This window comes from Daejeonella sp. (assembly GCF_030695525.1).
Lineage (GTDB): Bacteria > Bacteroidota > Bacteroidia > Sphingobacteriales > Sphingobacteriaceae > Daejeonella.
The window spans coordinates 1-19130 of sequence record NZ_JAUYSS010000017.1 but is presented as its reverse complement, the minus strand read 5'-3'; the positions used below and the strand labels follow the sequence as shown (position 1 = coordinate 19130).

Here is a 19130-nt window from a genome sequence, read left to right as displayed (position 1 = left end):
CTCGGTTAGGTGATTTCGCAAGTCGGGATTTCGGACTTACGAATTTACCTAGGCGCCATGCAATTAAATTCGTCAGTCACCTAATTGGTCTGCGACTGACGAAATCTACTTTCCGCTCGGTTAGGTGATTTCGCAAGTCGGGATTTCGGACTTACGAATTTACCTAGGCGCCATGCAATTAAATTCATCAGTCACCTAATTGGTCTGCGACTGACGAAATCTACTTTCCGCTCGGTTAGGTGATTTCGTAAGTCGGGTTGTTCTTTGTATCAAACTCAATGTTAATTGATTTTACCGTGCCTTCAATTCATCCACCAGATTCCGTTCATCCTGAAGTTCCCGGGCAAGTTTACGCTCCTTTTCGGCGGCTTTGCTTTTATATTCGCGGAACTCTGTGCTAAGTTCCTCATAGCGTTCGTTCTGTTCTTTGAGTTCCTGCACTGCGCTGCGGCTGCGGTAGATCACAAATACAATTCCGGCAGCAAGTAACACTATTAGTCCCCAGAGCAGTGTAGTATTACTCACATTACTAAGTTTTTTTATAGGAGAGTTGGCTGCTTTTAACTCTTTTATTTCGGCTTGAAGGATTGGAATTTCTGCCAGACCTTTTTCTAATTGTGCTTTGCTATCTGCAGCAATCTTTCTTTCTTTCTGCAGACTGTCAGTTACATTTTTCCAGAGCTGTTCGATTTTTGTTTTGCGGATGTTCTTATACACCTTATAAGATCCGGAATTGATCACCACATCTTCGTACTGTCCGGCTAAAGTGGTATCCGGAACCTGGGCAATGGCGTTCCTGCTTAATAAGACAAGCAACAGGCTAATAGTTAATAAGCTGATATTCTTCATGTTTCGTAGATAGGATTTTTAAAAATACAAAAATGATTAGGAAATTAGCAAATGAGCAAATCACTGTTGTCCGGTAAAAATAAAATGTTTAAAAATATCCTTTCAAAAAAGTATCGTGAACGATTTTATTTCCTGATTTCAAAAAGCAAGCCCGGCTGTTAGCGCACTCGCTCAATAGGCCCCGCTTTTAAGCGGGGTATACAAGGGGGATATTCCAGGCTTCAGCCCAAAATAATCCGTTTATATCGGAACACCCGCATCGGGCTTCAGCCCGATTAAATGTTGTCGGCGCTGAAGCACCGGTTTACGTTATTTTCTAACCTGCTATATGTGGGGCTGAAGCCCGAATTGAATCACGCCGATTACAAGCCGCCTAAAGGCGGGCCCTATTGAGCGATACGCCTATACCCGAGATTAGAATAACTCCATCATTAATAAAATACCCTCTTTCCTAAATATGGCAAGAGTTTCAATTCTGCTGCCGGGCTAAACCTTAATAAAAACTTTTCCCCGGACACTAGTAATTTGTGAATGAGCAAATTAGGGAATCACTAGTGTCCGGTTACAATTGAAATCCCAATAAAATATGCTTTTATGTTTAGCATTGAATGTTTTTTACCCGTTTTTAAAAAGCAAGCCCCCCTATATAAATTTCAGGTAGGCTTGACCCGGTGATCACATGTTTATAGAAAATTTCATTACAGTCCCTTTCCCGACCCCGAAGGTCGTATGTGTTCGAATTTTCACATACGAATCTTCAGGGTCGAAAAGCAAAATCTTTTCCCCGGACACTAGTGATGAGAGAATTAGTAAATTAGCAAATCGGGGTACTTACGAATTTACCAGGGTGTCATGAAAGATAAATTCGTCAGTCACCATTTCACTTTCGTTTTTCTGAAACGATTGACGAAATCGACTTTCCGCGCGTTTAGGTGATTTCATTCGGAAAATTCGGATCCGGCTATCGGGTTACACCTAAGGATAACATCCTTGTTATTTACAAAGGTCGCGGATTAAACCTGCCATGATTGCAATGCAAAGGTGAATACGATTCCGGCCTCTGCGCCGGAATCTCCTTAATTTTTATATGTTGAGCAATCATCGTGGCGGAGGCCACGACCCCATTCTTAAATTAGATTGGTTCCTCCTTGTCTTATAAATAATGACGATGGGCATCCGCCGCGATGATAATTAGGGTTTATATTGAAGATATACGGTTCGGGAACCGGAATCGGGTGGCGTGTAATGCGGTATGTGCCTTTAAGCTAATTCCCCTTCGTACTGGAATGATGTTAAGGCCAAGTTTAGGTCTACATATTACTTTCTGTGTAGATCCTTCGATCAAAGTACCCTTTGATCGAAGGATCTACACACTTGGTACAATGTTGGTACGAAGATGGTACGAAGATGTCCTCCTGATGTCCTAGCACGATTATACCCCAATTCAAAGGTCATTCTTTTTTAGCAGTTCCGAAATAAGGATATTGTGTGGACGCTGCTGCCCTTTGCACTTCTCTTTGTAGAAAGCTTTTACAGCAGGATCAGATAGCATCTTTAGAGCTATAGTCTGAGCTTCCTTAAAATTCAAGCGCTGCTGCTTCTGTGCTGTTGTAGGCTTTATGTTGCTCATGTCGGGGTAAGCACTAAAAATGGTTCTTCCCCAGGTATCTATACGGACAACAACGGTCTTTTCAATGGTACCTCTGAAACCCGTTAAGTTTGGTTCTTTCGAAATTCCCATGACAATCAATTTATATTAAGTTACGAAAGCAAAATCTTTTTTCAAACAAACTGATTTTTTATTTACTGTAAAGCCAGAACCTCCTGCTCCTTAAATAATGACATTGCGCGCGCACCAGCAACTCCGGGCTGCCCGTCCAGATGAAGAACAGCACCGGGTAAAATAAACCTTGCCGGAGGAGGTATCTTCCGGCTATTCGTAATTTGAACCAGAACGCGATTTCTTGCCGGAAATACTCCGGAGGAAAGGGCTGAACTAAACTATAACACACAGGTATTGCTTTCCAAAATCAAATTATTTGGCTCCAAAGCCCTATCTGGATAATTATAACCTAATATTTTTACCTTCCTTATCGAACTCAAGTTAAGTATTGCGATCCTGAGGAAAGTCTGGATCAGCACGATATCTATAAGGTGATGAAATCAATTTTCTAAACGATTTCCAATTCTCAACTCTCCCTTCTCCACCCGATAGCTATCGTCTCAATTTTCATTTATCCCATCAAAATGCCCTATTCTCAGTCATCCCCAAATAAATTAAAAAATAAACTCACAACTATTTGATAATTAATAAGACTTTCCTATCTTTGCCCTCCCTTTAGAGGGGTTTACTATGTCTTGAACGAAGCCCTACTGCTTCGATGGACACAAATTGATTAAAGAAAATGTCAGGAATTATTGGAAAAAAAGTAGGAATGACCAGCATATTCGATGCTGACGGGAAAAACATCCCGTGTACAGTGATCGAAGCTGGCCCATGCGTAGTTACTCAACTACGTACCGTCGATACAGACGGCTACAGCGCGGTTCAGTTAGCTTTCGACGACAAGAAAGAGAAAAACACGACAGGATCATTAAAAGGACATTTCGCAAAAGCTAAAACAACACCAAAGCGTAAGCTGGTTGAGTTTAAAACTTTTGAAGATGAGAAGTCATTAGGTGATGTTGTGAATGTTGAAATCTTCGCCGAAGGCGATTATGTCGATGTAGTTGGTACCTCAAAAGGTAAAGGTTTTCAGGGTGTTGTAAAACGTCATGGATTTGGTGGTGTGGGTGGTCAAACTCACGGGCAGCACAACCGTTTAAGGGCTCCGGGTTCACTCGGTGCATCTTCATGGCCTTCACGTGTATTCAAAGGAATGCGTATGGCGGGTCGTATGGGTGGTGACCGCGTAAAGATTCAAAACCTTCAGGTTTTGAAAGTTTTTGCAGACCAAAACTTATTAGTGGTTAGCGGTTCAATTCCGGGAGCTAAGGGTTCATATGTAATCGTTGATAAATAAGAACATGGAAGTTAAGGTTATTAATATATCAGGTAAAGAAACAGGTGCCAAGGTGCAGCTTCCTGATGCGATTTTCGCAGTAGAACCAAACGATCATGCGATCTATTTGGACGTGAAGCAGTACTTAGCAAATCAACGCCAGGGAACGCATAAGTCTAAGCAACGTAATGAGATCGCAGGATCGACCCGTAAATTATACAAACAAAAAGGTACAGGTGGTGCCCGTGCAGGATCTATTAAATCTCCATTATTCAATGGTGGTGGTCGTATTTTCGGTCCGCAGCCCCGCGACTATAGTTTCAAGCTGAATAAAAAGCTGAAATCATTAGCACGTAAGTCTGCCCTTACTTATAAAGCAATAGATAACAACATTGTTGTTTTGGAGGCCTTCACTTTTGATTCTATCAAAACTTCGAACTATGCCAAGATTGTTGCCGATTTGAAATTAACAGATGTTAAGTCATTACTGGTACTTCCGGCAGCAAATAATAATGTTTATTTATCAAGCAGAAATTTAAAGAAAGCAAAAGTGGTTACTGCCGCTGAGTTGAATACATTCGATGTATTGAATGCAGGAACTTTATTGCTGACTACAGAAACTGTTAAAACATTGGAGGAGGCGTTCGCTAAGTAAGATGGAAATTTTAAAGAAACCAATTTTAACTGAAAAGGCTTCAGCGTTAACTGAAAAGTTAAACCGCTTTACTTTTAGAGTTGATCACAGAGCCAACAAATTGGAGATCAAAAGTGCGATCGAAGCAATGTACGGCGTGAACATACTGGCTGTAAACACCGCAGTAGTGTATGGTAAAACAAAATCGCGTAACACTAAAGCTGGTGTTGTAACCGGAAATGCTCCGAAATACAAGAAGGCAATTGTTACGCTGAAAGATGGTGAAACTATTGACTTTTACAGCAATATTTAATTAAGACATGGCAGTAAGAAGATTTAAACCGGTTACCCCGGGTACTCGTTTCAGAGTAGGAGGAGTTTTCTCTGATGTAACTACTAACGTTCCAGAAAAATCGTTAGTTACCAGCATCAAGAAGTCCGGCGGTAGAAATAATTCCGGTAAAATGACTATGCGTTATCTCGGTGGGGGACATAAAAAGTCATACCGATTGATTGATTTTAAACGCGATAAAAACGATATCCCCGCAACTGTTGCCACTATTGAGTACGATCCGAATCGTAGCGCACGTATCGCCCTGGTAAATTATGCCGATGGTGAGAAGCGTTACATCATTGCACCGGAAGGCTTGACAGTTGGAATGAAGATCGTTTCGGGTGCAGATTCTGCCCCTGAGATTGGAAATGCACTTCCTTTGAAGAACATTCCACTGGGATCTATTATTCACAACATCGAACTGAACCCTGGTCAGGGAGCGATCATTGCACGCAGTGCAGGAGCTTATGCCCAGTTATCGGCCCGTGATGGTAAATATGCGATCATTAAAATGCCTTCAGGCGAAACCCGTATGATCCTTGCAACCTGTATCGCTACTATCGGAACTGTTTCAAACTCCGAGAAAGCAAATGAGGTTTTAGGTAAAGCAGGTAGAAAACGCTGGTTAGGACGTCGTCCAAGAGTAAGAGGTGTAGCTATGAACCCGGTCGATCACCCTATGGGTGGTGGTGAAGGCAGATCATCAGGTGGTCATCCGCGCTCAAGAAAAGGTTTATTGGCTAAAGGCTTTAAAACCCGCGATAAAAAGAAGTCGTCTGATCGTTACATCATAGAGAGAAGGAAGAAATAATGGCACGTTCAATAAAAAAAGGTCCCTATATCGATCATAACGTAGCGAAGAAAGTAGCTACGCAGAATGAGGGAAATAAGAAAACTGTGATCAAAACATGGTCACGCAGGTCAATGATTTCTCCGGATTTCGTAGGCCATACATTTGCAGTACACAACGGAAATAAATTTATTCCGGTTTATGTCACTGAAAATATGGTTGGTCATAAGCTTGGTGAATTTTCTCCAACGAGAACATTTAGAGGTCACTCTGATAAGAAAAAATAAGCAATGGAAGCAATAGCAAAATTAAACGATTGCCCTACCTCACCACGTAAGATGAGATTGGTTGTTGATCTGATCAGAGGTGAGCGGGTTGAGAAAGCCTTGTATATTTTGAAGTATACCAATAAAGAAGCAGCAATACGGGTTGAAAAACTTTTATTATCTGCAATCAAAAATTGGGAATCCAAAAATGAAGGTCAGCGCCCTGAAGACAATGAATTGTTTGTGAAAACAATCATGGTTGATGGCGGACGTCAGTTAAAGAGATTAAGACCAGCTCCTCAGGGTCGCGGACATAGAATTCGTAAGCGTTCTAACCACGTTACTCTGATAGTTGACAGTAAAAACAGTGAACCAAAAACTAAGTAAGGAGAAATGGGACAAAAAGCACATCCAATAGGTAACAGATTAGGAATCATCAAAGGTTGGGATTCTAATTGGTTCGGTGGGAACGATTACTCTGAGAAATTAGTTGAGGACGAAAAGATCAGAAAATACCTGGCAGCACGTATTTCAAAAGGCGGTATCTCTAAAGTAGTTATCGAGCGTACTTTGAAGCGTATTACCATCACCATTCACACTGCCCGTCCGGGTATTGTGATCGGAAAAGGTGGTCAGGAAGTTGATAAGATCAAAGAAGAGTTAAAAAAACTGACTAAAAAAGACGTTCAGATCAATATTTTTGAGATCAAACGTCCTGAATTAGACGCACAATTAGTAGGCGAAGGAGTTGCAAAGCAATTAGAAGCAAGAATCTCTTTCCGTCGTGCCATGAAGACTTCAATCGCATCAACCATGCGTATGGGAGCTGAAGGGATCAAAATTATGTGTTCTGGTCGTTTAGGTGGTGCCGAGATGGCGCGTACCGAGCAATATAAAGATGGACGTGTTCCATTGCATACTTTCCGTGCTGATATTGATTATGCTTTATCAGAGGCTTTAACCACTTACGGTAAGATCGGTGTTAAAGTATGGATCATGAAGGGCGAAGTTTACGGTAAACGTGATCTTTCTCCGAACATTGGCCAGACTACCGGTGTTAAAGGAAGAGGGCCAGAAGGTGCGGCACCATTTGCAGGTGGCGGCGAGAGACGTGGCGGTGGCGACAGACGTACGGATAACCGTGGTGGCGGTGGTGACAGACGTGGCGGTGGTGATAACCGTGGCGGAGGTCAGAATCGTGGCGGCGGACAAGGTGGTCAGAACCGTGGCGGACAAGGCGGTCAGAATCGCGGTGGCCAGGGCGGTGCAGGTGGTTTTAGAGGTAAGAAATAATTAGGAATTAGAGATTAGTTTAAGTATTTAGTTTTACGGACAGCGTTCTAACCAACTAACCAACTAACAACTAACCAACAAAAAAAATAAGAACATGTTACAGCCAAAGAGAACGAAGTTCAGAAAGATGCAGAAGGGCAAAATGAAAGGTCTGGCCGGTCGCGGTGCAGAATTAGCTTTCGGTTCTTTCGGAATCAAATCATTAGAGCCTGCCTGGATCACCAGTCGTCAGATAGAAGCTGCCCGTATTGCCGTTACCCGTTTCATGAAAAGGGAAGGTCAGGTATGGATCCGTATTTTTCCGGACAAACCGGTTACGAAAAAGCCTGCTGAAGTACGTATGGGTAAAGGTAAAGGTGCACCTGAGTATTGGGTAGCAGTTGTAAGACCTGGCAGAATGATCTTTGAAGCTGAAGGTGTGCCTTTGGAAGTAGCCAAAGAAGCCATGCGTTTAGCAGCTCAGAAACTGCCGGTACAAACGAAATTTGTTACACGCAGAGATTTCGTCGAAGCATAAATTAGTGATTAGTAATTAGTTGTTAGTTGGTTCGATATTCGCGCTTCTAACCAACTAACCAACTAGCAACTAACAACCAGAAGAAAAATGAAAAACTCAGAAATACAAGGATTAACAACTGAAGAGGTTGTTGCCAGAATTAATGAAGAGAAAGCTAATCTCACCAAATTAAAATTTGCACATACGGTTTCTGCTATTGAGAATCCATTAAGGATTACAAAAGTTAGAAAAGATGTAGCACGTTTAAACACAGAATTGACTAAGCGCAAGGCGGAAGCGAAAGCATCTGCTACGCCAGAGTCCGCTTCTGAATAAATTAAAGTCCAAAATGGAAAGACAATTAAGAAAAACAAGAACCGGGTTGGTAGTAAGCAATAAAATGGAGAAGTCTATTGTTGTTGCGGTTGAGCGGAAAGTGAAGCACCCGATCTATGGTAAGTTTGTTAAGAAAACTACCAAATTTATGGCTCATGACGAGACTAACACTTGCGGTATCGGTGATACAGTGTTAATTATGGAAACTCGTCCGCTGAGTAAGACCAAGAACTGGAGATTAGTGGAAATTTTAGAAAGAGCTAAGTAACATGGTACAACAGGAATCAAGACTGAATGTTGCTGACAACAGTGGAGCTAAAGAAGTTTTAGTAATCCGTGTTTTAGGTGGTACCGGTAAGCGCTATGCATCCATAGGTGACAAAATAGTTGTCACTGTAAAAAGTGCGCTTCCATCAGGGAACATCAAAAAAGGAACTGTCTCTAAGGCAGTTGTTGTGAGAACAAAGAAAGAAATCAGACGTAAAGACGGATCATATATCCGCTTTGACGATAATGCAGCAGTATTGCTGAACGCTCAGGACGAGCCGCGTGGAACGCGTATCTTCGGCCCTGTAGCTAGAGAGCTACGTGAAAAGCAATTCATGAAGATTGTATCATTAGCACCGGAGGTTTTGTAAAATGGAAAAGAAGATAAAATCACAGCCTAAATTGAAAATCCGTAAAGGAGACCTGGTACAAGTTACTTCAGGAGATTCTAAAGGAAAACAAGGAAAGGTTTTAGAAGTTAAATTAGCTACTAACAGAGTTATAGTTGAAGGTGCCAATATGGTATCGAAACATACAAAACCGAATGCTGCCACTCCAAACGGTGGTATCGTTAAAATGGAAGCCAGTTTGCATATTTCTAATGTTATGCTTGTTGATGCCAAATCTGGTAAACCAACACGTATAGGCAAGCAGAAAAATGCTGATGGTAAATCAATTCGCATCGCTAAAAAATCTGGGGAGGAAATTAAGTAATGGCTTACATACCAAGATTAAAAACAAAATATAATGAGGAAATCATTACTGCTTTAAAGGATAAATTCCAGTATAAAAGCGTAATGCAGGTTCCACGTTTACAGAAAATCGCTATCAACCAGGGTGTTGGAGCTGCTTCTACCGATAAAAAGTTAATTGATACTGCAATAAATGAAATGACCACTATTACTGGTCAGAAAGCAATTCCTGCAAAATCTAAGAAAGATATTTCTAACTTTAAATTACGTAAGGGAATGCCGATTGGTGTTCGTGTAACATTACGTGATAATAATATGTATGAGTTCCTTGATCGTTTGATCGCTGTAGCTTTACCACGTATCCGTGATTTCAAAGGTATCAATGATAAAGGCTTTGACGGTCGCGGTAACTATACATTAGGAGTTACTGAGCAGATTATCTTCCCTGAGATTAACATCGATCAGATCAATAAGATCATGGGTATGGATATCACTTTTGTAACCACTGCTAAAACAGATGTTGAGGCTTTGGAATTATTAAAGCAATTCGGTTTACCATTTAAGAATCAAAATACAAACAATCAATAATGGCTAAAGAAGGTGTAAAAGCACGTGAAGTTAAACGTGCCAGATTAGTTGCCAAGTACGCAGATAAGAGAGCAGCCCTTAAAGCTGCCGGAGATTTTGAAGGTTTGGATAAATTACCTAAAAACTCTTCACCGGTACGTTTGCACAACCGTTGTAAATTAACCGGTCGTCCACGTGGATACATGCGTCAGTTTGGTATTTCAAGGGTAACATTCCGTGAAATGGCATTGGCAGGTAAGATCCCGGGAGTGCGTAAGGCATCCTGGTAGAGTTGTACGTGATACGTTGTATGTTATACGTGATAGGCGTCTAACTTCAAACTCATCACTTCAACTTAAAACTTACGTAAAACGTATAACGTACCACTTATAACGTACAACGTACAACGTATAACTAGTATGAACCGATGGCAGGTCCCTCCGAATAGTTTGGAAAAGGATACCACCATCACAAACAATAAATAATGAATACAGATCCAATAGCTGATTATCTTACACGGGTAAGAAACGCCATCAAGGCGAATCACCGGGTTGTAGAAATTCCTGCATCGAACCTGAAAAAAGAAATGACAAAAGTTCTTTTTGACAAAGGTTACATTACCAATTACAAGTTTGAGGACACAAATGTTCAGGGAACGATTAAAATTGCCCTGAAATACAATCCGATTACTAAAATTTCAGCTATCCGTAATATCTCGCGTATCAGTACTCCTGGTTTGAGAAGATATGCCGGTGTTGATAATATGCCGCGTGTATTAAACGGTTTAGGTATTGCCATCATTTCTACTTCTAAAGGTGTAATGACCGATAAGGAAGCAAGAAACCTGAATATTGGCGGTGAAGTTTTATGTTACGTTTATTAATAGGAGGATAAGAGATGTCAAGAATAGGAAAAGCCCCGATTAATATTCCCGCAGGTGTTACTATATCAGTATCTGATGCTAACCTGGTAACTGTAAAAGGCCCGAAAGGAGAATTAACACAAAATGTTGATTCAGATATTAAATTAAGTCAGGAAGATGGTATACTTACAGTAGAACGTCCATCTGAGCAAAAACGTCATAAAGCATTGCATGGTTTATATCGTTCACTGATCAATAACATGGTTGTTGGTGTAACTGAAGGATATAAAACTCAGCAGGAGCTGGTAGGTGTTGGTTACCGTGCTACAAACGTAGGTAATACACTGGATCTGGTATTAGGTTTCTCTCACCATTTCGTGTTTGAATTACCAAAAGAGATCAATGTAACTACAACCTCCGAAAAAGGTAAGAATCCGGTAATTATATTAGAGAGTATCGACAAACAATTACTTGGACAAGTTGCAGCGAAAATTCGCTCATTACGTACTCCGGAACCTTATAAAGGAAAAGGTATTAAGTTTGTTGGTGAAGTATTAAGAAGAAAAGCTGGTAAATCAGCCGCTAAAAAATAATCATCATGGCAGGAATTAAATTATCTCGCAGAGAGCGAATCAAAAGAGGAATCAGAAAGAGATTAACCGGTTCTGCAGAACGCCCGCGTCTGTCTGTTTACAGAAGCAACAAAGGGATCTATGCTCAGGTTATCGATGATAATAGCGGAAAAACCATTGCATCAGCTTCTTCATTATCAAAAGATTTTACTGCAAACGGAAATAAATCCGAGCAAAGTAAAGCTGTTGGTAAATCAGTAGCAGAGAAAGCATTAGCAGCAGGTGTTAGCCAGGTTGTTTTTGATAGAAATGGTTACCTGTACCATGGCCGTGTTAAATCACTGGCTGAAGGTGCACGTGAAGCTGGTTTAATATTTTAATTAGCATCGGTTACAGCGATTATCTAATCATATCGGTGTTATCATAAAATAAAGAGAATGTCAACTATCAATATAAAAAGAGTAAAATCAAGCGAGATCGAATTAAAGGATCGCTTAGTTAGCATCCAGCGTGTTGCTAAAGTTACCAAAGGCGGACGTACGTTCAGCTTTTCTGCTATCGTTGTGGTAGGAGATGAGAACGGAATTGTAGGATTCGGTCTTGGTAAAGCAAAAGAGGTTACTGAAGCTATCGCTAAGGGAATTGATGATGCTAAAAAGAACCTGGTAAAAGTTCCTGTAATTAACGGAACTGTTCCACATGAGCAAATCGGTAAATATTCAGGTGGTTTCGTATTCATAAAGCCAGCTGCTCCGGGTACCGGTGTAATTGCTGGTGGTGCGATGCGTGCAGTACTTGAGAGCGCCGGGGTACATAACGTACTTGCTAAGTCGAAAGGTTCATCTAACCCGCACAACGTGGTTAAAGCTACTGTATTGGCCTTATCACAGTTACGTGATGCTTATACTGTTGCTCAGCAGCGTGGTGTGAATTTAAATAAAGTATTTAACGGATAATCATCATGGCTAAGATCAAAATAACCCAGATTAAAAGCGTTATCGATAGAAGTGAGCGCCAGAAAAGAACCATGCAGGCATTAGGTTTAAAAAAAATAAACCATTCTGTAGAGGTTGAAGCTAATCCGGCTATTATCGGAATGGTGAGAAAAGTTAATCATTTAATAGCAGTAGAAAGTATCTGATTATGAACTTAAGTAATTTGAAACCTGCAGAAGGTTCAACAAAAAATAGAAAACGTATCGGTCGTGGTACTGGTTCTGGCCGTGGTGGTACTTCCACCCGTGGTCATAAAGGTGCCGGATCACGTTCAGGATACAAAAGCAAGGTAGGTTTTGAAGGTGGTCAGATGCCATTACAACGCCGCTTACCTAAAGTTGGATTTAATCCAATCAACCGTACTGAATATGTAAGTATCAATCTGGATGCTTTACAGGCTCTTGCTGATAAATATAGTTTAACTGCAATTAATTTTGATACATTCAGAGAACATGGTTTAGCTTCAAAGAATGACCTTATTAAAATTTTAGGCAGAGGTGAAGTTAAGTCCAAACTGGATGTTACCGCCCATGCGTTCTCAGCATCAGCTCAAAAAGCTATCGAAGCTGCTGGTGGTGCAATAGTTAAATTATAATTATACATGAAGAAGCTTTTTACAACGCTATCCAACATCTGGAAAATTGAAGACCTGAGAGCGCGGATTCTTTTCACGCTCTTATGCCTTTTAATTTATAGAATAGGTTCATTTATTGTAATCCCTGGGGTTGACTCGGCATCTCTTGATGACCAGCAGGCCAAAGAAGGATTACTTGGATTGCTGAACATGTTTGCAGGAGGATCATTCTCCAGAGCATCCATTTTCGCATTAGGTGTCATGCCATATATCTCTGCATCCATTGTGGTTCAGTTATTAGGTATTGCTGTACCCTATTTTCAGAAACTACAGAAGGAGGGTGAGAGCGGCCGTAAAAAGATCAATCAGTTTACCCGTTACCTGACTATTATCATCACTGCATTGCAGGCGATCGGATATGTTCGTTCACAAATCAGTCCTGATGCACGTTTATTATCAGAGCCATTGTTCACCATCTCTTCGATGTGTGTATTAACAGCAGGAACAATGTTCGTCATGTGGTTAGGTGAAAAAATTACTGATAAAGGTATCGGAAACGGTATTTCCATGATTATCATGGTTGGTATCATTGCACAATTGCCATTTGGTGTTCTTTCTGAGTTCAATTCCCGTATGGGTGCTCAGGGTGGATTGATTTCCTTTATTGTGGAGATTGTAGCCTTGTTCCTTGTAGTGATGTTTACTATTCTTATTGTTCAGGGAGTTCGAAAAATTCCTGTTCAATACGCAAAGAAGATTGTAGGAGCCAAGCAATATGGTGGTGTTCGTCAGTATATTCCTCTAAAGGTAAATGCAGCCGGTGTAATGCCTATCATTTTCGCTCAGGCGATAATGTTTATACCAACTACCATTGGCTCTTTCTTCCCTTCAGCACAGTCCTCATTTCTGGCTTCTTTCAGTGATTATACTTCTTTAACGTATAACCTGACCTTTGCCTTTATGATCATAGCCTTTACCTTTTTCTATACTGCCATTACCGTTAATCCGGTTCAGATGTCAGATGATATGAAAAAGAACGGGGGATTTATTCCTGGAGTTAAACCCGGTAGGACTACTGGTGAATATATTGATGCTGTAATCTCAAAGATTACCTTACCGGGATCCATATTTCTTGCTATTATTGCAATTATGCCTTCAATAGCGATTATCCTGGGGGTTAACAGCCAGTTCGCTCATTTCTATGGCGGTACTTCCCTGTTAATTCTTGTGGGTGTTATTCTGGATACATTACAGCAGATTGAAAGTCATTTATTAATGCGTCACTACGATGGATTGATGAAGACAGGCAGAATTAAAGGTCGCAGTCCTGTTCAGGCAGGTGGTCCGGTAATGTAACATGCATGTCTAAAATTCATTACAAGACTTCCGAAGAGATTGAGAAGATCAGAAAAAGTGATCTTCTTGTTTCAAAAACCCTTGCTGAAGTAGCAAAGATTATCGGAGAAGGAGTAAAGACTATACAGCTTAATAAATTAGCAGAGGAATTCATCCGTGATCATGGTGGAGTTCCGGCTTTTTTGAACTACAACGGATTTCCCTACTCTCTTTGTATATCATTAAATGATCAGGTTGTTCACGGATTTCCCGGAGAATATGTGATTAAAGACGGAGACATTGTTTCTGTTGACTGCGGAGTTGTCCTGGATGATTTTGTTGGTGATTCGGCTTATACCTTTCCAATTGGAAATGTTGATCCGGAGACTTTGCGATTGCTGCAGGTAACCAAGGAATGTCTTTACCTCGCTATTGATAAGGCAGTAGTTGGGATGAGGGTAGGAGATATTGGTTACGCTGTTCAGGAACATGCCGAAAAGAATGGTTTTGGAGTAGTGAAAGAACTGGTAGGGCATGGGGTTGGATTTAAGCTTCACGAAAAGCCCGAAGTTCCTAATTATGGCAGGCGTGGTTCAGGAATAAAATTGGAGGAGGGAATGGTGATTGCGATTGAGCCAATGATCAATGGAGGGAAGGCCGGAGTTAAATTCTGGGATGATGGATGGACGGTAAGCACAATTGATAAGAAGCCTTCAGCTCATTATGAGCATTCGGTGGCTATAAAAAAGGGTAAAGCCGACGTTCTTTCGACATTTCAGTACATTGAAGAAGTTTTGAAACAAAAAGATTAAAAATTAAAATTTTTTATTTAATTTTGCATCCCTGTTCCGATGGGCTGAGAGGCAGAATATAGTATTGTAAATCAATTGTTTTAATATAGTACTTTGAAGGAAGCCAGACAGGAATTAATAAAGACAGGAAAACTTAAATAATATATGGCCAAACAGGCTTCAATTGAACAAGACGGAATAATCAGAGAGGCGTTGTCAAATGCAATGTTTCGGGTCGAGTTGGAAAACGGACATGAGATTATTGCGCATATTTCAGGAAAGATGAGGATGCATTACATCAAGATTTTACCTGGAGATAAAGTGAAACTGGAAATGTCACCATATGATTTAAGTAAAGGTAGAATAACATACAGATACAAATAGAGAAAAGATGAAAGTTAGAGCATCCATCAAAAAACGCAGCGCTGATTGTAAGGTGATCCGTCGTAAGGGAGTACTTTATGTGATTAACAAAAAGAACCCTAAGTACAAACAACGTCAGGGATAACATTAATAGTTTTACGTTGTACGTTTTACGTGATACGTCTGGGCGGTTAGCACAGCGTATAGGAACTTAAAACTTACAACGTACAACGTACAACTTCAATAAAATATGGCAAGGATAGCAGGTATTGATTTACCAAGAAACAAAAGAGGAGAGATCGGACTTACTTACATTTTCGGTATCGGAAGGGCAACCGCACAAAGGATCCTTAAAGATGCAGGAATTGATGTAAACATCAAAGTACAGGAATGGACCGATGATCAGTTAGCAGCAATACGTGGTTTCATCAATGATGAGATCAAGGTTGAAGGTTCATTACGTTCAGAGGTTCAGTTGAACATCAAGCGTTTAATGGATATTGGTTGTTACCGTGGACTTCGTCACCGTAAGGGACTTCCGGTTCGTGGTCAGCGTACCAAGAACAACTCACGTACCCGTAAAGGAAAACGTAAGACAGTTGCTAACAAGAAAAAAGCAACTAAGTAAGATATGAGATATGAGGTTTGAGATATGAGAGTATTTCGAATCCTGATCTCGATTAATTAACAAATTAAGCGGATATGAAGTTTCGGATCCATTTGGATCATACTTCATGATTAAAACAAGAAATAGATAGGAGTAAAGAGAGTGTTTCTCACATCTCAAGTCTCACATCTCAAATCTCTAAAAATGGCAAAAACTAAAAAAGTTACCAAAAAGCGCGTTGTAATTGTAGAACCAATTGGTGAAGCTCACGTGAATGCTACATTCAACAACATCATCATTACTCTGACTAATCTTCAGGGCCAAACAATCAGCTGGTCTTCAGCCGGTAAAATGGGCTTTAAAGGTTCTAAGAAAAATACCCCGTATGCTGCCGGACAGGCTGCAAGTGATTGTGCTAAAGTGGCACATGATCTTGGACTTCGTAAGGTTCAGGTATATGTAAAAGGACCAGGTTCAGGCCGTGAGTCTGCTATCCGTACTTTGCAGACTGCAGGTATCGAAGTGACAACTATCCAGGACATTACTCCACTTCCGCACAACGGTTGCCGTCCTCCAAAAAGAAGAAGAGTTTAACACATAATTAATAAATTTTTTTAAAGCTAAGATTCTCCCGGATTTGCCTGGATGATACTTTAAAAACCCACAAACATGGCTAGATATACCGGACCAAAGTCCAAAATTGCCCGTAGATTCAGAGAACCAATTTTCGGTCCTGATAAGGCATTAGAAAGAAAAAACTATCCTCCGGGAATGCATGGTACCTCCAGAAAAAGAGGTAAGCAATCTGAATATGCAGTACAGTTAATGGAGAAGCAAAAAGTTAAATACACTTATGGTGTATTGGAACGCTATTTTGAGAACCTTTTCCACAAAGCATCTGCTAAAGAAGGAATTACCGGTGATAACCTGTTAAAATTCCTGGAAGCCCGTCTTGATAATACTGTTTACCGTTTAGGGATTGCTCCAACCCGCTCTGCTGCACGTCAGCTGGTAGGTCATAAGCATATCACTGTAAATGGGGAGGTTGTGAATATCGCATCTTACTCTTTACGCTCAGGTGATGTAATCGCTGTACGTGAACGTTCTAAATCCCTGGAAGCGATTTCGCATGCAGTGGCTGCCAGAACATTAAATAAATTCAGCTGGTTGGATTGGGATGCAAGTACCTTAACCGGGAAATTCCTTAACTACCCAACTCGTGATGAGATTCCTGAAAATATCAAGGAAAATCTGATCGTCGAATTATACTCTAAATAAGATATGAGATTAGAGATTTAAGATGTGAGACATATCCCGATTATTATCGGGATGACACTCATATCTTAAATCTCATATCTCAAATCTCATATCCATAAACAATAAACAAATTTGATAAATGGCAATTTTAGCATTTCAGAAACCTGATAAAGTTATCATGCAGAAATCTACGGATTTCGAAGGAACATTCGAATTCAGACCTTTAGAGCCTGGTTTCGGTGTTACCATTGGTAATGCATTACGCAGAATACTTTTATCTTCCCTGGAAGGTTTTGCAATAACTTCAGTTCGTTTTTCGGGAGTATCCCACGAATTCTCAACAATAAAAGGTGTTGTGGAAGATGTAACTGAGATTATTCTGAATTTAAAGCAGGTACGTTTCAAAAAAATTGGTGAATCCGGTGATAATGAGAAGATCTTCGTAATCATTAATGGTAAGGATCAGTTTAAAGCTGGTGATATCAGTAAGTTCTCCAATAATTTTGAGGTTCTTAATTCTGATCTGGTTATCTGTAATATGGAGACTTCAGTTACTCTGGAGATCGAATTGACAGTAAACAAGGGCAGAGGTTATGTTGCCGCAGAAGAAAATAAGAATGCAGATGCTGTTTTAGGTGTTATTGCAATCGACTCAATCTATACTCCGATCAAAAATGTGAAGTATTCTATCGAAAACTTCCGTGTTGAGCAGAAGACAGATTATGAGAAATTGGTTCTTGATATCGCTACTGATGGTTCTATCCATCCTGAGGAAGCATTGAAAGAAGCAGCTAAGATCCTGATTCATCACTTCATGTTATTCTCTGATGAGAATATTATGCTTGAATCACAGGCTAAAGAAGAAACTAAAGAAGTTGATGAGGAAATCCTGCATATGCGTAAGATCCTTAAGATGGAATTGGTAGATCTTGATCTATCTGTTCGTGCATTAAACTGCCTGAAAGCTGCAGACATCCGTTCACTGGCTGATCTTGTTTCTTATGATGTTGCAGATATGCTTAAATTCAGAAATTTCGGTAAAAAATCATTGACAGAAATTCAGGATCTGGTTAAATCTAAAGGATTATCCTTTGGTATGAACCTTTCTAAATTCAAATTAGACGAAGAATAATAATATAATAATAAGCGAAATGCATAATTCCCGATCCCGAAAGGTTGATTGACGGTATGCACGTGCACAATTTAACAAAACATGAGACACGGTAAAAAAGTAAACCATTTAAGTCGTACAGACAGTCACCGCAGAGCGATGCTGGCTAATATGGCTTCTTCGCTTATCCTACACAAGCGCATCACAACCACACTTGCTAAAGCAAAAGCTTTACGTGTGTATGTTGAACCAATCATCACTAAATCTAAAGATGATACTACCCACTCTCGTCGTACAGTATTCAGTTACTTACAGAACAAAGAGGTAGTTTCAATCCTTTTCCGCGATATCGCTGCAAAAGTTGCAAACCGTCCAGGAGGTTATACCCGTATTCTTAAAATGGGCAATCGTTTAGGTGATAATGCATCCATGGCTTTAATTGAACTGGTAGATTACAACGAGGTTTACACCGGTGGTGATGCAGCAGCTGCTGAGAAGAAAACAACGCGCCGTCGTGGTTCAAAAGCAAAGTCGGCCTCCGCAAAAGCTACGGCTGATAAAGAGAGTCCAAAAGCAGTTGTTGCTGCTGAAGAAGTAGAAGTTATTGAGGCTCCTGTAGCTGAGGTTGAAACTGCTGAGGCCGTTGAAGCGCCGGTAGCTGAAACAGAAACTACTGAGGAAGCACCAAAAGCCGAAGCAACTGAAGAAGCTCCTGCTGATGAAACTGATAAGAAAAAAGAAGAATAATATTTCTCTATTTCATAAAACAAGGCTTGCGTGTTATACGTAAGCCTTCTTTGTTTTAAGGAGTTACGGATTATTAATTACGAATTATCAATTACGAATTACGAATTATCAATTACGAATCATCAATTACGAATTATGGGTTACACATTCCCTTAAACAATTGAGTAATCATTACCCAGATCTTCATCATTATCAATAAATACCCAATGGAGTAGCCTTTAATCTCACTACTCAATACTCAATACTCAATACTCCCTTGAGTACCTCATTCCCCATTTGGGCAATATTATCCCTTAAAATTTCCTCATTTTCCTCAAAAAACCCTCTTTTTAGGTCTTGTGGCACTTGGTCTGCTATTTGTCTATGTATTATCAAACATTGATAAAATTT

At 40.3% G+C, this 19130-nt stretch carries 31 protein-coding genes; 29 read left to right on the top strand and 2 right to left on the bottom strand.

The features are described 5' to 3' along the window. Positions 1 to 291: 291 nt before the first annotated feature. Complete coding sequence (locus tag Q8S11_RS03615; protein WP_305660711.1) at positions 292 to 849, bottom strand: hypothetical protein; 558 nt, start codon at positions 847 to 849, stop codon at positions 292 to 294. Between the two features lie 1444 nt (positions 850 to 2293). Then, the gene (locus Q8S11_RS03610; protein WP_305660710.1) at positions 2294 to 2590 is read right to left on the bottom strand and encodes a hypothetical protein; all 297 of its coding nucleotides are present in this window, start codon (positions 2588 to 2590) and stop codon (positions 2294 to 2296) included. A gap of 664 nt (positions 2591 to 3254) precedes the next feature. Here Q8S11_RS03610 and rplC point away from each other — a divergent pair. From rplC to rplQ, 29 genes are all read left to right on the top strand, one after another. Beyond that, complete coding sequence (gene rplC, locus Q8S11_RS03605) at positions 3255 to 3872, top strand: 50S ribosomal protein L3 (RefSeq protein ID WP_305660709.1); 618 nt, start codon at positions 3255 to 3257, stop codon at positions 3870 to 3872. Positions 3873 to 3876: 4 nt separating this feature from the next. Next, a complete protein-coding gene (gene rplD / locus Q8S11_RS03600; protein ID WP_305660708.1) occupies positions 3877 to 4506 on the top strand; it encodes a 50S ribosomal protein L4 in 630 nt (209 codons plus the stop codon). A 1-nt stretch (position 4507) separates the two neighbouring features. After that, on the top strand, positions 4508 to 4798 hold the full coding sequence (rplW, locus tag Q8S11_RS03595; protein ID WP_305660707.1) for a 50S ribosomal protein L23: 291 nt from the start codon (positions 4508 to 4510) through the stop codon (positions 4796 to 4798). A gap of 7 nt (positions 4799 to 4805) precedes the next feature. Further along, complete coding sequence (gene rplB, locus Q8S11_RS03590; RefSeq protein ID WP_305364355.1) at positions 4806 to 5630, top strand: 50S ribosomal protein L2; 825 nt, start codon at positions 4806 to 4808, stop codon at positions 5628 to 5630. After that, positions 5630 to 5896 carry a 30S ribosomal protein S19 gene (rpsS, locus tag Q8S11_RS03585; protein WP_291399956.1) on the top strand — a complete coding sequence of 89 codons (267 nt, stop codon included), beginning with the start codon at positions 5630 to 5632 and terminating at the stop codon, positions 5894 to 5896. Before rplB ends, rpsS begins: the two co-directional genes overlap by 1 nt. 3 nt (positions 5897 to 5899) lie before the next feature. Beyond that, positions 5900 to 6262: a 50S ribosomal protein L22 gene (rplV, locus tag Q8S11_RS03580; protein WP_305364356.1), complete on the top strand. Its 363-nt coding sequence runs from the start codon at positions 5900 to 5902 to the stop codon at positions 6260 to 6262. A gap of 6 nt (positions 6263 to 6268) precedes the next feature. Further along, a complete protein-coding gene (rpsC, locus tag Q8S11_RS03575; RefSeq protein ID WP_305660706.1) occupies positions 6269 to 7168 on the top strand; it encodes a 30S ribosomal protein S3 in 900 nt (299 codons plus the stop codon). Between the two features lie 94 nt (positions 7169 to 7262). Next, positions 7263 to 7685 carry a 50S ribosomal protein L16 gene (gene rplP, locus Q8S11_RS03570; protein WP_305660705.1) on the top strand — a complete coding sequence of 141 codons (423 nt, stop codon included), beginning with the start codon at positions 7263 to 7265 and terminating at the stop codon, positions 7683 to 7685. An 87-nt stretch (positions 7686 to 7772) separates the two neighbouring features. Continuing rightward, positions 7773 to 8000, top strand: coding sequence for a 50S ribosomal protein L29 (gene rpmC, locus Q8S11_RS03565; RefSeq protein WP_305364358.1), 228 nt, complete (start codon positions 7773 to 7775; stop codon positions 7998 to 8000). Positions 8001 to 8013: 13 nt separating this feature from the next. Further along, positions 8014 to 8268: a 30S ribosomal protein S17 gene (rpsQ, locus tag Q8S11_RS03560; RefSeq protein ID WP_079702232.1), complete on the top strand. Its 255-nt coding sequence runs from the start codon at positions 8014 to 8016 to the stop codon at positions 8266 to 8268. Between the two features lies 1 nt (position 8269). Continuing rightward, positions 8270 to 8638, top strand: a complete 369-nt coding sequence (gene rplN, locus Q8S11_RS03555) for a 50S ribosomal protein L14 (protein WP_008244575.1) — start codon at positions 8270 to 8272, stop codon at positions 8636 to 8638. A gap of 1 nt (position 8639) precedes the next feature. After that, complete coding sequence (rplX, locus tag Q8S11_RS03550) at positions 8640 to 8981, top strand: 50S ribosomal protein L24 (protein WP_305660704.1); 342 nt, start codon at positions 8640 to 8642, stop codon at positions 8979 to 8981. Next, positions 8981 to 9547 (top strand): 50S ribosomal protein L5, encoded by a 567-nt coding sequence (gene rplE / locus Q8S11_RS03545; RefSeq protein ID WP_305660703.1) that lies wholly within the window; start codon positions 8981 to 8983, stop codon positions 9545 to 9547. The genes rplX and rplE overlap by 1 nt, the downstream gene beginning before the upstream one ends. Next, positions 9547 to 9816, top strand: coding sequence for a 30S ribosomal protein S14 (gene rpsN, locus Q8S11_RS03540; RefSeq protein ID WP_305364360.1), 270 nt, complete (start codon positions 9547 to 9549; stop codon positions 9814 to 9816). The genes rplE and rpsN overlap by 1 nt, the downstream gene beginning before the upstream one ends. A gap of 191 nt (positions 9817 to 10007) precedes the next feature. Then, the gene (gene rpsH / locus Q8S11_RS03535) at positions 10008 to 10409 is read left to right on the top strand and encodes a 30S ribosomal protein S8 (protein WP_371135125.1); all 402 of its coding nucleotides are present in this window, start codon (positions 10008 to 10010) and stop codon (positions 10407 to 10409) included. A gap of 14 nt (positions 10410 to 10423) precedes the next feature. Beyond that, positions 10424 to 10981, top strand: coding sequence for a 50S ribosomal protein L6 (gene rplF, locus Q8S11_RS03530; RefSeq protein ID WP_305660701.1), 558 nt, complete (start codon positions 10424 to 10426; stop codon positions 10979 to 10981). A 5-nt stretch (positions 10982 to 10986) separates the two neighbouring features. Continuing rightward, positions 10987 to 11340 (top strand): 50S ribosomal protein L18, encoded by a 354-nt coding sequence (rplR, locus tag Q8S11_RS03525; protein ID WP_305660700.1) that lies wholly within the window; start codon positions 10987 to 10989, stop codon positions 11338 to 11340. A 57-nt stretch (positions 11341 to 11397) separates the two neighbouring features. Beyond that, positions 11398 to 11916, top strand: coding sequence for a 30S ribosomal protein S5 (gene rpsE, locus Q8S11_RS03520; RefSeq protein WP_090706497.1), 519 nt, complete (start codon positions 11398 to 11400; stop codon positions 11914 to 11916). A gap of 5 nt (positions 11917 to 11921) precedes the next feature. Beyond that, a complete protein-coding gene (gene rpmD, locus Q8S11_RS03515; protein WP_305364364.1) occupies positions 11922 to 12101 on the top strand; it encodes a 50S ribosomal protein L30 in 180 nt (59 codons plus the stop codon). 2 nt (positions 12102 to 12103) lie between these two features. Further along, positions 12104 to 12550, top strand: coding sequence for a 50S ribosomal protein L15 (rplO, locus tag Q8S11_RS03510; protein WP_305660699.1), 447 nt, complete (start codon positions 12104 to 12106; stop codon positions 12548 to 12550). A 6-nt stretch (positions 12551 to 12556) separates the two neighbouring features. Beyond that, complete coding sequence (gene secY / locus Q8S11_RS03505; RefSeq protein WP_305660698.1) at positions 12557 to 13885, top strand: preprotein translocase subunit SecY; 1329 nt, start codon at positions 12557 to 12559, stop codon at positions 13883 to 13885. Between the two features lie 5 nt (positions 13886 to 13890). Then, positions 13891 to 14676 carry a type I methionyl aminopeptidase gene (gene map, locus Q8S11_RS03500; protein WP_305660697.1) on the top strand — a complete coding sequence of 262 codons (786 nt, stop codon included), beginning with the start codon at positions 13891 to 13893 and terminating at the stop codon, positions 14674 to 14676. Between the two features lie 144 nt (positions 14677 to 14820). Then, positions 14821 to 15039 carry a translation initiation factor IF-1 gene (infA, locus tag Q8S11_RS03495; protein ID WP_026897900.1) on the top strand — a complete coding sequence of 73 codons (219 nt, stop codon included), beginning with the start codon at positions 14821 to 14823 and terminating at the stop codon, positions 15037 to 15039. Positions 15040 to 15046: 7 nt separating this feature from the next. Beyond that, positions 15047 to 15163: a 50S ribosomal protein L36 gene (gene rpmJ / locus Q8S11_RS03490; RefSeq protein WP_079702220.1), complete on the top strand. Its 117-nt coding sequence runs from the start codon at positions 15047 to 15049 to the stop codon at positions 15161 to 15163. A 105-nt stretch (positions 15164 to 15268) separates the two neighbouring features. Then, positions 15269 to 15646: a 30S ribosomal protein S13 gene (rpsM, locus tag Q8S11_RS03485; RefSeq protein WP_305660696.1), complete on the top strand. Its 378-nt coding sequence runs from the start codon at positions 15269 to 15271 to the stop codon at positions 15644 to 15646. Positions 15647 to 15829: 183 nt separating this feature from the next. Next, on the top strand, positions 15830 to 16219 hold the full coding sequence (rpsK, locus tag Q8S11_RS03480; RefSeq protein WP_305364369.1) for a 30S ribosomal protein S11: 390 nt from the start codon (positions 15830 to 15832) through the stop codon (positions 16217 to 16219). A gap of 75 nt (positions 16220 to 16294) precedes the next feature. Next, entirely contained in the window at positions 16295 to 16903 is a 609-nt protein-coding gene (rpsD, locus tag Q8S11_RS03475; RefSeq protein WP_305364370.1) for a 30S ribosomal protein S4, read from the top strand. Between the two features lie 118 nt (positions 16904 to 17021). Further along, positions 17022 to 18014, top strand: coding sequence for a DNA-directed RNA polymerase subunit alpha (locus tag Q8S11_RS03470; RefSeq protein ID WP_305660695.1), 993 nt, complete (start codon positions 17022 to 17024; stop codon positions 18012 to 18014). A gap of 81 nt (positions 18015 to 18095) precedes the next feature. Then, on the top strand, positions 18096 to 18740 hold the full coding sequence (rplQ, locus tag Q8S11_RS03465) for a 50S ribosomal protein L17 (protein WP_305660694.1): 645 nt from the start codon (positions 18096 to 18098) through the stop codon (positions 18738 to 18740). Positions 18741 to 19130 lie beyond the last annotated feature (390 nt).

What these genes read in the sequence shown, in the direction of transcription:
- Q8S11_RS03615 (WP_305660711.1), bottom strand. Translation starts at nt 849, where the DNA reads ATGAAGAATATCAGCTTATTAACTATTAGCCTGTTGCTTGTCTTATTA.
- Q8S11_RS03610 (WP_305660710.1), bottom strand. Translation starts at nt 2,590, where the DNA reads ATGGGAATTTCGAAAGAACCAAACTTAACGGGTTTCAGAGGTACCATT.
- rplC (WP_305660709.1), top strand. Translation starts at nt 3,255, where the DNA reads ATGTCAGGAATTATTGGAAAAAAAGTAGGAATGACCAGCATATTCGAT.
- rplD (WP_305660708.1), top strand. Translation starts at nt 3,877, where the DNA reads ATGGAAGTTAAGGTTATTAATATATCAGGTAAAGAAACAGGTGCCAAG.
- rplW (WP_305660707.1), top strand. Translation starts at nt 4,508, where the DNA reads ATGGAAATTTTAAAGAAACCAATTTTAACTGAAAAGGCTTCAGCGTTA.
- rplB (WP_305364355.1), top strand. Translation starts at nt 4,806, where the DNA reads ATGGCAGTAAGAAGATTTAAACCGGTTACCCCGGGTACTCGTTTCAGA.
- rpsS (WP_291399956.1), top strand. Translation starts at nt 5,630, where the DNA reads ATGGCACGTTCAATAAAAAAAGGTCCCTATATCGATCATAACGTAGCG.
- rplV (WP_305364356.1), top strand. Translation starts at nt 5,900, where the DNA reads ATGGAAGCAATAGCAAAATTAAACGATTGCCCTACCTCACCACGTAAG.
- rpsC (WP_305660706.1), top strand. Translation starts at nt 6,269, where the DNA reads ATGGGACAAAAAGCACATCCAATAGGTAACAGATTAGGAATCATCAAA.
- rplP (WP_305660705.1), top strand. Translation starts at nt 7,263, where the DNA reads ATGTTACAGCCAAAGAGAACGAAGTTCAGAAAGATGCAGAAGGGCAAA.
- rpmC (WP_305364358.1), top strand. Translation starts at nt 7,773, where the DNA reads ATGAAAAACTCAGAAATACAAGGATTAACAACTGAAGAGGTTGTTGCC.
- rpsQ (WP_079702232.1), top strand. Translation starts at nt 8,014, where the DNA reads ATGGAAAGACAATTAAGAAAAACAAGAACCGGGTTGGTAGTAAGCAAT.
- rplN (WP_008244575.1), top strand. Translation starts at nt 8,270, where the DNA reads ATGGTACAACAGGAATCAAGACTGAATGTTGCTGACAACAGTGGAGCT.
- rplX (WP_305660704.1), top strand. Translation starts at nt 8,640, where the DNA reads ATGGAAAAGAAGATAAAATCACAGCCTAAATTGAAAATCCGTAAAGGA.
- rplE (WP_305660703.1), top strand. Translation starts at nt 8,981, where the DNA reads ATGGCTTACATACCAAGATTAAAAACAAAATATAATGAGGAAATCATT.
- rpsN (WP_305364360.1), top strand. Translation starts at nt 9,547, where the DNA reads ATGGCTAAAGAAGGTGTAAAAGCACGTGAAGTTAAACGTGCCAGATTA.
- rplF (WP_305660701.1), top strand. Translation starts at nt 10,424, where the DNA reads ATGTCAAGAATAGGAAAAGCCCCGATTAATATTCCCGCAGGTGTTACT.
- rplR (WP_305660700.1), top strand. Translation starts at nt 10,987, where the DNA reads ATGGCAGGAATTAAATTATCTCGCAGAGAGCGAATCAAAAGAGGAATC.
- rpsE (WP_090706497.1), top strand. Translation starts at nt 11,398, where the DNA reads ATGTCAACTATCAATATAAAAAGAGTAAAATCAAGCGAGATCGAATTA.
- rpmD (WP_305364364.1), top strand. Translation starts at nt 11,922, where the DNA reads ATGGCTAAGATCAAAATAACCCAGATTAAAAGCGTTATCGATAGAAGT.
- rplO (WP_305660699.1), top strand. Translation starts at nt 12,104, where the DNA reads ATGAACTTAAGTAATTTGAAACCTGCAGAAGGTTCAACAAAAAATAGA.
- secY (WP_305660698.1), top strand. Translation starts at nt 12,557, where the DNA reads ATGAAGAAGCTTTTTACAACGCTATCCAACATCTGGAAAATTGAAGAC.
- map (WP_305660697.1), top strand. Translation starts at nt 13,891, where the DNA reads ATGTCTAAAATTCATTACAAGACTTCCGAAGAGATTGAGAAGATCAGA.
- infA (WP_026897900.1), top strand. Translation starts at nt 14,821, where the DNA reads ATGGCCAAACAGGCTTCAATTGAACAAGACGGAATAATCAGAGAGGCG.
- rpmJ (WP_079702220.1), top strand. Translation starts at nt 15,047, where the DNA reads ATGAAAGTTAGAGCATCCATCAAAAAACGCAGCGCTGATTGTAAGGTG.
- rpsM (WP_305660696.1), top strand. Translation starts at nt 15,269, where the DNA reads ATGGCAAGGATAGCAGGTATTGATTTACCAAGAAACAAAAGAGGAGAG.
- rpsK (WP_305364369.1), top strand. Translation starts at nt 15,830, where the DNA reads ATGGCAAAAACTAAAAAAGTTACCAAAAAGCGCGTTGTAATTGTAGAA.
- rpsD (WP_305364370.1), top strand. Translation starts at nt 16,295, where the DNA reads ATGGCTAGATATACCGGACCAAAGTCCAAAATTGCCCGTAGATTCAGA.
- Q8S11_RS03470 (WP_305660695.1), top strand. Translation starts at nt 17,022, where the DNA reads ATGGCAATTTTAGCATTTCAGAAACCTGATAAAGTTATCATGCAGAAA.
- rplQ (WP_305660694.1), top strand. Translation starts at nt 18,096, where the DNA reads ATGAGACACGGTAAAAAAGTAAACCATTTAAGTCGTACAGACAGTCAC.